The organism is Caballeronia sp. M23-90 (genome assembly GCF_053574605.1).
Map to the genome: position 1 here is coordinate 1 of NZ_JBSIPA010000200.1, position 11,120 is coordinate 11,120.

An 11,120-nucleotide genomic window follows, 5' to 3' on the forward strand; every position below is an offset into this window, starting at 1 on the left:
GTCAACATCGACGGCGAGCATGCTACCTACCATCTAGAACACGACGACGCCGACGTCCGTACCCAATGCGACATCGGCCGTGCAAGACCGGCAATGTCTGCGGTCAGCGGCGCGTCGTGTTCTAGATGGTAGGTAGCATGCTCGCCGACGATGTTGACGATGCCCGACCCCGCCTTCTTCGCGTTATGCAGATTGGCGATACCGTTCGCGAGGCCCGGCGCGAGATGCAGCAGCGTACAGGCAGGCTGCCTGCTCATCCGGAAGTAGCCGTCGGCGGCGCCCGTCAGCACGCCCTCCGCCAGACCGCGCACGCAGCGCAGCGTGCCGACCTTGTCGAGCGCGGCGAGAAAATGCATCTCCGAGGTGCCGGGGTTTGCAAAACAGGTGTCGACGCCGCTCGCGAGCAGCGTGCGCACCAGACTCTCCGCGCCGTTCATTTCAGACTTCATGTGCTCATTTTCCATAAATTGGCCTGTATTGATGTGCATTGCCCATTGCAGCCGCTAAACGGCCTCGACCGCAACTCAACCTCCCCGTATCGCGCGAGCGCCGGCCCCGCGATACCGCCGGGGCGCACAATACTCACCACCGATCCGCGGCCGGTCGAACGAATCTCAGCCGCAAGCGCGGTGATGCCTTTCGGCGCGTCGCTGGCGAAAAAGTCCACCGCGACAAAGCCAGCTGCAAACAACGCAGCAGACGAACAACCTGAACGTAGCACGCAGACACTACGCGGAGCGCGATCGCGCAGGGCACCGCGGAACCCGCACCGTGGCCCGTCAGAAAGCGCAGCGCAGTCAACTCGGGCACGATGACTGCAGAGAACGTCAGAAAAGGGCAGATGCCAAAGAACCGTGTCGCACTGTTCAACAGGGCGGCTAGTGTTAGGGCGCCACCGATGCGGCGTCCCATGGGTTTCATGACTCTCCTCAGGGCGCGACGCGTCGCTGTCTCGAATGGTTCCATGGCTACGTGGCCGACAGCAGATGCGTTTCGAAACACACCTTGCATGTGGGCTACATCGAGATGATCATCGGGTTTCAGCTGGACGGCAAATCACATTAACTCACGCCGGCGGGAGTTAAGTTCACGGGAGTGGCGGCTCAACGCAACGGAGAACTCACGCCTCGACGATTGCGCCATGCTGGGCGCACCCCCCAAAAAAACACGCAGTTCTTAAGAACCGCGTGCCTTAAGATATCCGACAGGCGGAAGACGAAACGCCCACCGCCATTCGCCATAATGCTTACATCTTGACCACGTCCAGCAGCGTCTTCTTGCCTGCCTTGTAGCCGTACAGCGAGATCACGCCGTGCTTCAGGTCGCCCTTTGAGTCGAACGTAGTTTCACCAATGACGCCTTGGTAGTCGGTCGCCGGCATAGCCGCCAGGATCTTCGCCGGATCGGTCGAGTTAGCACGCTTAATCGCGTCGACGACGATGTACACAGCGTCATACGTGAACGGCGCGTAGATCTGGATCGGCTGACCGAAACGCTTCTGATACTTGGCGAGGAACGCCGGGCCGCCAGCCATCTTCTCGAGCGCCATACCGGCTTCCGAGCAGACGATGTTGTCGGTTGCGTCACCCGCCAGGTCAGCCAGCTTGTCGGTACATACGCCGTCGCCAGCCAGCACCTTCGCACGCAGGCCGAGCTGCCTGGCCTGCTTCGCGAACGGGCCGCCGGTTGCGTCCATACCGCCGTACATAATCGCGTCCGGGTTTTCGCCCTTGATCTTCGTCAGAATCGCGCGGAAGTCGACAGCCTTGTCGTTCGTCGCGTCATGCGACATCACGTTCAGACCCAGCGACCTGGCGGTCTTTTCGAATTCGTTGGCGAGACCCTGGCCGTAAGCGGTCGAGTCGTCGACGATCGCGACGCTCTTCAATTTCAAGCCCTTGACGGCGTAGGTAGCCAGTGCCGGGCCTTGTTGCGCATCGGTCGCGACGACGCGGTACGTCGTCTTGAAACCTTGTTGCGTATAAGCCGGGTTCGTTGCCGACGGCGAAACCTGCACGATGCCCGCATCGCTGTAGATCTTCGAAGCCGGGATCGAGGTGCCCGAGTTCAAGTGACCCACCACGGCGACGACCTTATCGTCGACCAGCTTCTGCGCAACTTGCGTTCCGGTACGCGGGTCGCCCGCATCGTCTTGTGCATCGAGTTGCAGCGTGATTTTCCGGCCACCGATGATCAGCCCCTTGGCATTGATTTCCTCAACCGCCAGACGGGCTCCGTTTTCGTTGTCTTTACCGAGATGAGCAATGCCGCCGGTAAGCGGTGCGACATGGCCGATCTTTACGACATCGTCTGCGACCGCACTCGTTGCCAACGACGTCAACAACATGGCCGCGACGCTGATCGCCAACGGTTTTTGAATCTTGACACGCATATAAGTCTCCAGTTTCAGTCCCAAAAGCAATGTAATCGCCCGGTACATCGATTCCTTCTCATTTCTCCGGGGCTCTTTGGACGATCACGCTCCTTGCATCGCTTATGCACTTGACCAGCGTGTTAGCCCGGTCGATTAGAACTTGTGACGGATACCGAGGCTGACGAGCTCTTGCGAAGTCGAATTTGACGGATAGTCGTAGTCCCCCACAGTCGCCGTTGCGCCCGTGCCCGATACCCTCTGGTAGGCACCGACCAGGTAGACGTCTGTGCGCTTCGACAGGTTGTAGTCACCGCCAAGGGATATCTGGTTGTACGATGCCGACGAACCGTTGCCCGAACCGTGCATGAACGTATAGCCCAGACCCAGCAATGCGGCCGGCGTCAGCCGGTAGTTCACAAAGCCCGCACCGACGTTGTAACGCTCGGTCGCCTTGAATGACGAGAGCGCATCCGGCTTGTACTGTGCGTTGCTGTAACGCAGACCAGCCGCGATCGGGCCAACAACGTATTGCGCGCCGATCGAAGCGATGCCGATCGACTTAGCCGTTTGGTACGGCAAGTTAATCGAGTTGAACGTACCATCCGACGTGCCACCCCAGCCGGCAGCGCGAGCGGCCGGCGTATTGCCGTTGTCCATACGGATGTAGCCCGCCGCAACGCTGAATGGACCGCTTGCGTACGTTGCTGCGCCGGACCAGGTTTGCCCCGAACCCGTCGAGCCTGCGATGCCGCCAAAAGCGTACATCGCTTCGAACTGGAAACCCGAGTACGTGTTCGACGCGTACTTGATTGCGCTGTTCGTACGCGAGCTATTGTCGTTGTTATCAACGTCGCTCGGTGTCGTGAACGTCGGACCAAAGTAGTTGTCGGCCGTGATCGGCTGAACCAAGTCGACGACCGGGTCGTACTGGCGGCCGATTGTGACCGTGCCAAATTGATCGCTTTGCAGCCCGACATATGCCTGACGGCCGAACTCGAGGCCACCCTGACCCAGCTTGCCGTTGTTTGGGTTGAAACCATTTTCCAACTGGAAGATCGCCTTCAGGCCACCGCCAAGATCTTCTGCGCCCTTCAGCCCCCAGCGGTTTCCCTGCAAGTTGCCTGCGATCAAACCCAGGAAGTTCTGGTTGCTCGCGTTAGCGTTGTGCACATACTGAAGCGACTCATCGAGCACGCCGTACAGGGCGACGCTGTTTTGAGAATGTGCTGCACCTGCTGCTCCCAGCAGTGCCAGCGAGAGGCTAGACAGTGCGAATTTTTTCATTCCATTTTTCCTGGTGATTGGTTTCGTTGTTGCGGAGCGGACGATATCTAAGATTAAATAAACAGGAATACTTACAACAAATCGTCTCTTAAAAATCACATTGTCCCAAAATACCTATGTAGAAATTTCGCTAGACTCCGCTACGAACCTTTTGCGGTATTGTCGCGACAAATGACATGGATACGATATGATCAATATGAATAGGAATACCAATATTTAACGTTCGTAGAATTCGTTGACACAATCAATACGGAACGTCATTTCGTGCCGCAAAAAAACCGTCTATCAACCTTGGATAATTTTCCTCTTCCCGCATCATCCCCTCGACGGTCACCTTGTCGTACTCGAACACCGTCATGCGGTCGCACAATCTTCATCACCAGTTCAACATCCCGTTCAAGCAGGGAAATCGTGCGCCCGTCGCTGCGAATCTTGTTGAGCAAGCGCGTGAGCGAGCCGTGCCCGGTGAACGGCACATAGCGTCCGGCCATCGGGCTCATCTCGCTTGGCAACTATCATCGACCCACTGCTTGATAAGCATTGAGCGTTGTTGGGCGGCGGCGGTTCTTCATGACGGGAGGCAGCGTAGGCCGCATTTACGGCATCGAGTGCGTCGACAAACGTGCCGTCCGGCACCGTGGCGAACAGGGTGTTGTTTGCCAGGTTCGTGGCGTCGAGTCGACGGCCATTACCTGTTTTCCGCCATTCACCGCCGACAGAAACCGCGACTGGGAGCAGAGCCTGACGCTCCATTGCGATCCTCATATTTTCGCCTCCGCTGTCCGGCTAGCACTGCGACTTTTAACTACGACCTATCGGAACCTGTCTCCAAGTCATCGCGATGTAAATTCGCTGTTTGACTGCCCCATAAATCCGCTGGCAACCGAGCCTTTGTTGAGTTTGGTCGGCGAAACGGAGCGGCTTTCACTGGTAGTGAAGTCTTAGGCAATCACACGTGGCCGACAATCGAGAAAAAATCACACCATGCGCGTAAATCTCACACCTGCGTACACCGTCGCTGCCAATAACCCGGCGCCGCTCGATCAGACCAGTTGAAGCGACGGTGGAAGGGATACAGCGACCCTCCCCGACAATGCGCGCGCGGGTACACCGCAAATCGAACATGCGTCCGATCAGCCAGGATCGCAGACGAGGCTGGCACTCCTTCAGCGTGGCACGATCGTCGACAACACACTTGGCTTGATAGGTTCACGGTAGGACGAGCGGGCAGATATTCACGACCCGTAGCACCGCTCCCGCGCTCTCCTTAAGGACTTCGCCGCTGCAGCGGCAGGCGATACATCCCGCCAGCCGCACGACTCACACGCCGTCTCCCCCACGCCCCCGGCAACAGCATGTCAACCTCGAGGCTCCAGACGCAAACCTTTTGTCACGCCTGGCCCTGAAATAACCTCATCAATTCGTGCAATCGAAGCTGGCGGCGGAGTTGATATCGCCTGTACCCTTGTATTTCGGATACATCGGATATACTCACATTGGCCGGGTGCGACTCGGCGTATTAGTGTCGGTCACGACCAGGTTTCCTGGGGCATTGTTCGACTTAACCCAGCCTTCCAAAGCCTCAAGTACGGGCAATCCCCCGCTCGCATTGAAATCTTCCGCCCCATGGGCAAAGCCGGGAATAGTGTAAAAGCGGAGGAACCCGTCGACCTTTTGCTGACCGAATTTTTGGACTAGGGAATTGTAGTAGTTGACGGAGCCTTGATTGGAGATGAGTTCGTCGGACAATCCATGAACGAGGATCCATTTTCCCTTCGCCATGAACGGCTGGATATCGGTGGTCGTTGCATCCAGCATATTCGACAGTTCCTGAATTCGGCTGAGATACTGGCCCGGAGCAAGTGGATCAAAGTTCAGCGAGTTGGCATTCGGATCACCCAAAATCAAATCTCTGACTAGTGCATCGGCACCGGCTGCCATAGAGCCGAGAGCCAGGTCATTGGGTGGAACGGGAAACGCCGGGGAAGCCCCGAGCCCGCCAATCGGATAGTTAGTAAAAAGGTTGAAGCCGGGACTGCTATTGATTCCGTTGTTGAGTACATACGGAAGATTGACTCTGGATTGCATGGTATTCACAGTCGCGATCGAGCGTCCGACAGACAGTTGTCGCCCGTATCGGCTCCGCCTGGACATCGAAGACTAGAGGGCACGAAAGTACATGCACCGAGATTGCTTATTATGCCGTCCGCAGCGCCATCCAGGCTATCGCATGCGGCCAGTTCGCCGTTTTGCAGCGTCGTCAATTTTCCCCGGGGTTAAAAATCCCACTTCACCGTTGCCACGCAGCGCGCGGGCGAACAGCTGCCAGGACAGAAGTGTTGTCGAAATCGATCTATGGCTTTTGACGTAACGCTCCGGCAAAGCGGCCGGCAGTTTCAGGTTGAACCGGACGAGCCGGTTCTGAGCGCGGCGCTGCGCCATAGCATCGGGCTGCCGTATGGCTGCAAGAACGGCGCATGCGGCTCCTGCAAGGTCAGTGTCGTGCAGGGCGAAGTCGAGCAGGCGCCACATTCGTCGTTGGCCCTGTCGAACGATGAAAAAAACGCGCGGAATTGCGCTCTTCTGCTGCGCGACCGCGCAGACGGATCTCACCATCGATGTGCGCGAGGTAGCGGGCATCGGCGATGTGCAGGTCAAGAAGCTGCCCTGCCGCGTGAATGCGCTGGCGAAGAAGGCGGATGACGTCGTCGAACTCAAGCTGCGGTTGCCCGCCAACGAACGCCTTCAGTATCTTGCCGGACAGTACATCGAATTCAATCTGAAAGACGGCAAGCGCCGCAGCTATTCGATGGCGAGCCCGCCGCATCACGAAGGCCCGCTCGAACTGCATATCCGCCACATGCCCGGCGGCACATTCACCGACCACGTATTTGGCGCGATGAAGGAGCGCGACATCCTGCGCTTCGAAGGGCCGCTCGGCACGTTCCTCCTGCGCGACGAATCCGACAAGCACATCGTTTTGCTCGCCTCGGGCACAGGCTTCGCGCCGATCAAGGCGATCATCGAGCATGCCGTGTTCAAGAACCTCAATCGTCCGATGACGCTCTACTGGGGCGGCCGCCGCAAGAAGGACCTGTACATGATGGAACTGGCCGAGCAATGGGCGCGCGAGATTCCCAACTTCAAGTTCGTGCCCGTGCTGTCCGAGCCGGACGAGGATGATGCCTGGACCGGCCGCAAGGGCTTCGTTCATCGCGCCAGGGCGAAGGCGGCGTGATCCCGGCGACGCGCGAGTTCATGAAGCAACTGCGCGCCCTGACCAAGCAGCACAACCTGCTCTTGATCGTCGATGAAGTGCAGAGCGGGCTGCGGCCGTACAGGAACGCTCTTCGCGTACGAATTGTGGGGTATCGAGCCGGACATCATGACGCTCGGCAAGGGCATCGGCGGCGGCGTGCCGCTCGCGGCGCTACTTTCGAAAGCGGATGTCGCCTGCTTCGAAGCCGGCGATCAGGGCGGCACCTACAACGGCAATCCGCTGATGACCGCAGGGGGGTTTTCGGTGATTTCGCAGCTTGTCGCGCCGGGCTTTCTCGAAGGCGTGCGCGAACAAGGCGACTATCTGAAGGAGCAATTGCTCAAGCTTTCCGACGAGCGCGGCTTCGAGGGCGAACGCGGCGAGGGCCTGTTGCGCGCGTTGCTTCTCGACAGCGAAAAGGGACCGCAGATCGTCGAAAAAGCGCGGCTGATGCAACCGGATGGCCTGCTGCTGAACGCCGCGCGTCCCAACCTTTTGCGCTTCATGCCGGCGCTCAACGTCACGCGTGACGAGATCGATCAGATGTTGTCGATGCTGCATTCGGTGCTCGATTCGCTGTGATTATTCGAACGTTCGATGCAGGCGATCGCGGCGCCGTGATCGCTCTGTGGCGCGATGTGTTTCCCGAGTACGCGGACGCATCGCGGCCGCAGCGCGATCCTGCCTTGTCCATTGCCAACAAGATGACGACGCAGCCGGAACTCTTCTTTGTCGCGGTTCTCGACGATGTCGTCGTCGGCACGGTGATGTGCGGCTATGACGGGCATCGAGGATGGGTGTATTCGCTTGCGGTGTCGTCCGCGCTTCGGGGGCGCGGCTTCGGGCGTGCCTTGATGCTTCATGCGGAAGCGGCGCTTTCTTTGCTCGGCTGTCCTAAGGTAAATTTGCAGATTCTTTCCAGTAAAGCCGAGCTTCGGGGGGTTCTATGAGAAGCTGGGATATCGGGTCGATGAGGTTGTCAGTTTGGGGAAGAGGTTATAGGGTTTTGGTGGCCTTCTTGTTATGGTGATTCAGCAGCACAAGAGAGGCGCCTCCCACAAGAAGACGCCCCTCGAAACCAACCTCACTCTCCGAGATACGCAGCCCGCACCTTAGGATCATCGAGCATGGTCTTAGCGTCGCCGGACATGGTGACAGTTCCAGAATCCATCACGTACCCGCGATTAGCGGCCTGCAAGGCAAGACGTGCATTCTGCTCGACGAGCAAGACCGTCAGGCCTTCCTTGGAAATCTCCCTGACGACCTCGAAGATTTTCTCGACCATGATGGGAGAAAGCCCCATCGAAGGCTCATCGAGCAGAAGCAATTTCGGACGGGAAAGGAGCGCCCGCGCCATGGCCAGCATCTGCTGCTCGCCACCCGACAGCGTTCCCGCATACTGCGATGCCCGTTCCTTCAAGCGGGGAAAGAATCCGAACATCCGCTCGGTATCCTTTTGAATGCCATCCGCGTCATTGCGCAGATAGGCACCCATCTGCATGTTCTCGAGGATCGACATGCGGGCGAAGATGCCACGACCTTCCGGCACCATCGCCAGGCCACGCTTGAGCAGCTCGTGCGTCGGCACGCCTTTGATCGACTGACCCCTGTACTCGATGTCCCCCGCCGAAAACGGCTTGAGACCGGTGATGGCCTTCATGGTCGTAGTCTTGCCGGCGCCGTTCGCACCGATCAGCGTCACGAGTTCGCCCTGCTCGACTTCCAGATCGACACCCTTCACCGCCTGGATACCGCCGTAGTTTACTTGCAGACCTTTGATCTTCAACATCGCGCTTGGCGTCGCCATTAGTGCACCCCCGCACCCAGATATGCCTCGATCACCTTCGGGTCCTTCTGCACGTCCTGCGGCAGACCCTCGGCAATCACCTTGCCGTAATCGAGCACCGTCATGCGGTTGCACAATCCCATCACGAGCTTCACGTCGTGTTCGATCAAGAGAATCGTCTTGCCATCCAAACGAATCTTGTCGAGCAGACGCGTGAGCTCGACCTTCTCGGTCGCATTCATGCCAGCCGCGGGTTCATCGAGCGCAAGCAGTTTCGGATCGGTCGCCAGCGCCCGCGCGATCTCCAGACGACGCTGGTGGCCATACGACAGATTGCGCGACGTGTAATCGGCGTATTGCAGCACGCCGACGTATTCGAGCAGTTCGAGCGCGCGCTCTTTGATCTCGCGCTCCTCGCGACGCTCGCTCGGCGTCTGGAAGACGGCGCCGAGCAGACCGTGTTTGGTGCGCACGTGCCGGCCCACCATCACATTCTCGAGCGCGGTCATGCCGCCGAACAGACGGATGTTCTGGAACGTGCGTGCGATGCCCGCCTTAGCCACCTGATACACCGCCGTCGGCGTGTAGTTCTCGCCATCGAGCTTGAACTCGCCCAAATCCGGCGTGTACAGCCCGGTGATGACGTTGAAGAACGTCGTCTTTCCCGCGCCGTTCGGACCGATCAGGCCATAGATTTCGCCCTCACGGATTTGCAGGCCGACATCCGACAACGCCTGCAAACCGCCGAAGCGCTTGTTCACGCCCTTCACCGACAGGCGGATTTGTTTCGTATCGCTCATGTGTGATATTCCCCGCCCTTAAGCACGAACCGGCTTCTTGTTGCCGCGCTTCGCAATCTTCGCGATCTTGTCCTCATGTTTCGCGGCTGGCCATAAACCCTCAGGACGACGCAGCATGATGACGACCATCGCGAGACCGTAGAGCAACTGGCGGATGACTTCCGTATCGACGATCTGATGACCGAAGATGGCGTTCTGCAGCGGCGTCATGGTCGAGCGCAGCACTTCGGGCAGAATGGCGAGCAGAAACGCGCCGAGGATCACACCCGGGATGTGTCCCATGCCGCCCAGCACCACGCACGCCAGTACGACGATCGATTCCCACAGCGTGAACGACTCCGGCGACACGAAGCCCTGAAAGCCCGCGAACATCGTGCCCGAGAGGCCGCCGAACGATGCGCCCATCGCGAAAGCGAGCAGCTTCACGTTGCGGGTGTTGATGCCCATCGCCTTTGCGGCGATTTCGTCCTCGCGGATCGCGGCCCACGCGCGGCCGATGCGCGAGTGCTGCAAACGCGTGCAGACCCAGATCACCAGCAGCGCGCCGAGCACGAACAGGTAGTAGTACATGTACACCGATGGGAACCTGAAGCCGAAGAACTCTTGCGACTGCGACAGGTTGAAGCCCGCCACCGTCACCGGATCGATGCCCGTGATGCCCTTCGGACCGTTGGTGATATTCACCGGACGATCAAGGTTGTTCATGAAGATCCGGATGATTTCCCCGAAGCCGAGGGTCACGATCGCGAGATAGTCGCCACGCAAACGCAGCGTCGGTGCGCCGAGCAGCACGCCGAAAGTCGCCGCGACCGCCATGCCGATCGGCGCGATGATGAGGAACGGCAGATGAAGTCCATTCGGCGCGAGATGCGCGATCCACTCGAACTGCGACGTCAGTTGCGGCGACGAGAGGAGCGCCGCGACATACGCGCCAACCGCATAGAACGCGATATAGCCCAGGTCGAGCAGGCCGGCGAAGCCGACCACCACGTTGAGGCCGAGCGCAAGCATCACGTAGAGCATCGCGAAGTCGAGCACGCGAACCCAGTAGTTGCCGCCGGCCGCGCCGATGACGATCGGTGCAGCGATCACAAGGATTGCGACGACGATGCCGACGATCAGCGTCTTGGTCGCGTTCTTCTCGGGGATGAGCGTCGTGGACGGCTCAATCGGTTGAATCAAAGTCATGTTGTTCTTCTCCCTTAAGCGCGGTCAGCGACGCGTTCGCCGAGCAGACCCGACGGACGGAACACCAGCACGATAATCAGCACGATGAACGCGAACACGTCCTGATAGTTACTGCCGAAGACGCCGCCGGTCAGATTGCCGATGTAGCCCGCGCCCAACTGTTCGATGAGACCCAGCAGCACGCCGCCGACCATCGCGCCCGCGAGGTTGCCGATACCGCCCAGCACCGCGGCCGTGAACGCCTTCAGGCCCGGAATGAAGCCCATGTAGAAGTGCGCGTTGCCGTATTCGGAGGCGATCATCACGCCGGCCAGCGCCGCGAGCGCGGAGCCGATCATGAATGTGGCGGAGATGACGAAGGGAAAAGTTTTCGTTTTCCGATGACGGGCAGTTGCTGTCTGGCACGTTCATGGATTACCTGCTGCCGAG

9 protein-coding genes and 5 pseudogenes are annotated in these 11,120 nt (G+C 59.0%); 4 read left to right on the forward strand and 10 right to left on the reverse strand.

Features of this window, described 5'->3' with window-relative positions:
* Nucleotides 1-35: 35 nt before the first annotated feature.
* From ACRXB1_RS19435 to ACRXB1_RS19450, 4 genes and pseudogenes are all read right to left on the reverse strand, one after another.
* A pseudogene (locus ACRXB1_RS19435) lies at nt 36-437 on the reverse strand (thiamine pyrophosphate-binding protein); the annotation flags it as partial.
* An 809-nt stretch (nt 438-1,246) separates the two neighbouring features.
* Entirely contained in the window at nt 1,247-2,392 is a 1,146-nt protein-coding gene (locus tag ACRXB1_RS19440) for a branched-chain amino acid ABC transporter substrate-binding protein (RefSeq protein WP_449492919.1), read from the reverse strand.
* Between the two features lie 135 nt (nt 2,393-2,527).
* The gene (locus ACRXB1_RS19445; protein WP_449492920.1) at nt 2,528-3,658 is read right to left on the reverse strand and encodes a porin; all 1,131 of its coding nucleotides are present in this window, start codon (nt 3,656-3,658) and stop codon (nt 2,528-2,530) included.
* Nucleotides 3,659-3,915: 257 nt separating this feature from the next.
* Nucleotides 3,916-4,149, reverse strand: a complete 234-nt coding sequence (locus ACRXB1_RS19450; RefSeq protein ID WP_449492921.1) for a hypothetical protein — start codon at nt 4,147-4,149, stop codon at nt 3,916-3,918.
* Nucleotides 4,150-4,228: 79 nt separating this feature from the next.
* On the opposite strand from ACRXB1_RS19450, the gene ACRXB1_RS19455 reads away from it, so the two are divergent.
* Nucleotides 4,229-4,603, forward strand: coding sequence for a hypothetical protein (locus ACRXB1_RS19455; RefSeq protein ID WP_449492922.1), 375 nt, complete (start codon nt 4,229-4,231; stop codon nt 4,601-4,603).
* Nucleotides 4,604-5,149: 546 nt separating this feature from the next.
* On the opposite strand, the gene ACRXB1_RS19460 is transcribed toward ACRXB1_RS19455, so the two are convergent.
* Complete coding sequence (locus ACRXB1_RS19460; protein ID WP_449492927.1) at nt 5,150-5,746, reverse strand: tannase/feruloyl esterase family alpha/beta hydrolase; 597 nt, start codon at nt 5,744-5,746, stop codon at nt 5,150-5,152.
* Between the two features lie 5 nt (nt 5,747-5,751).
* Nucleotides 5,752-5,922 (reverse strand): tannase/feruloyl esterase family alpha/beta hydrolase, encoded by a 171-nt coding sequence (locus tag ACRXB1_RS19465; RefSeq protein ID WP_449492923.1) that lies wholly within the window; start codon nt 5,920-5,922, stop codon nt 5,752-5,754.
* A 91-nt stretch (nt 5,923-6,013) separates the two neighbouring features.
* On the opposite strand from ACRXB1_RS19465, the pseudogene ACRXB1_RS19470 reads away from it, so the two are divergent.
* The 3 pseudogenes from ACRXB1_RS19470 to ACRXB1_RS19480 all read left to right on the forward strand — a co-directional run.
* Nucleotides 6,014-6,878 (forward strand): annotated as a pseudogene (locus tag ACRXB1_RS19470) (CDP-6-deoxy-delta-3,4-glucoseen reductase); the annotation flags it as partial.
* A pseudogene (locus ACRXB1_RS19475) lies at nt 6,878-7,499 on the forward strand (aminotransferase class III-fold pyridoxal phosphate-dependent enzyme); the annotation flags it as partial. The pseudogenes ACRXB1_RS19470 and ACRXB1_RS19475, both read left to right, overlap by 1 nt.
* Nucleotides 7,496-7,919, forward strand: a pseudogene (locus ACRXB1_RS19480) (GNAT family acetyltransferase). The pseudogenes ACRXB1_RS19475 and ACRXB1_RS19480, both read left to right, overlap by 4 nt.
* Nucleotides 7,920-8,001: 82 nt before the next feature.
* Here the strand turns inward: ACRXB1_RS19480 and ACRXB1_RS19485 are convergent.
* The 4 genes and pseudogenes from ACRXB1_RS19485 to ACRXB1_RS19500 form a co-directional block, all read right to left on the reverse strand.
* Nucleotides 8,002-8,706 (reverse strand): ABC transporter ATP-binding protein, encoded by a 705-nt coding sequence (locus ACRXB1_RS19485; RefSeq protein ID WP_449492924.1) that lies wholly within the window; start codon nt 8,704-8,706, stop codon nt 8,002-8,004.
* A 17-nt stretch (nt 8,707-8,723) separates the two neighbouring features.
* Entirely contained in the window at nt 8,724-9,503 is a 780-nt protein-coding gene (locus ACRXB1_RS19490; RefSeq protein ID WP_449492925.1) for an ABC transporter ATP-binding protein, read from the reverse strand.
* An 18-nt stretch (nt 9,504-9,521) separates the two neighbouring features.
* On the reverse strand, nt 9,522-10,691 hold the full coding sequence (locus ACRXB1_RS19495; RefSeq protein ID WP_449492926.1) for an ABC transporter permease subunit: 1,170 nt from the start codon (nt 10,689-10,691) through the stop codon (nt 9,522-9,524).
* A 14-nt stretch (nt 10,692-10,705) separates the two neighbouring features.
* Nucleotides 10,706-11,050, reverse strand: a pseudogene (locus ACRXB1_RS19500) (ABC transporter permease subunit); the annotation flags it as partial.
* Nucleotides 11,051-11,120: the final 70 nt, after the last annotated feature.

Coding starts and splice junctions, on each gene's coding strand:
- ACRXB1_RS19450 (WP_449492921.1), bottom strand. CDS start 4,149: ATGGCCGGACGCTATGTGCCGTTCACCGGGCACGGCTCGCTCACGCGC.
- ACRXB1_RS19440 (WP_449492919.1), bottom strand. CDS start 2,392: ATGCGTGTCAAGATTCAAAAACCGTTGGCGATCAGCGTCGCGGCCATG.
- ACRXB1_RS19490 (WP_449492925.1), bottom strand. CDS start 9,503: ATGAGCGATACGAAACAAATCCGCCTGTCGGTGAAGGGCGTGAACAAG.
- ACRXB1_RS19455 (WP_449492922.1), top strand. CDS start 4,229: ATGACGGGAGGCAGCGTAGGCCGCATTTACGGCATCGAGTGCGTCGAC.
- ACRXB1_RS19485 (WP_449492924.1), bottom strand. CDS start 8,706: ATGTTGAAGATCAAAGGTCTGCAAGTAAACTACGGCGGTATCCAGGCG.
- ACRXB1_RS19445 (WP_449492920.1), bottom strand. CDS start 3,658: ATGAAAAAATTCGCACTGTCTAGCCTCTCGCTGGCACTGCTGGGAGCA.
- ACRXB1_RS19495 (WP_449492926.1), bottom strand. CDS start 10,691: ATGACTTTGATTCAACCGATTGAGCCGTCCACGACGCTCATCCCCGAG.
- ACRXB1_RS19460 (WP_449492927.1), bottom strand. CDS start 5,746: ATGCAATCCAGAGTCAATCTTCCGTATGTACTCAACAACGGAATCAAT.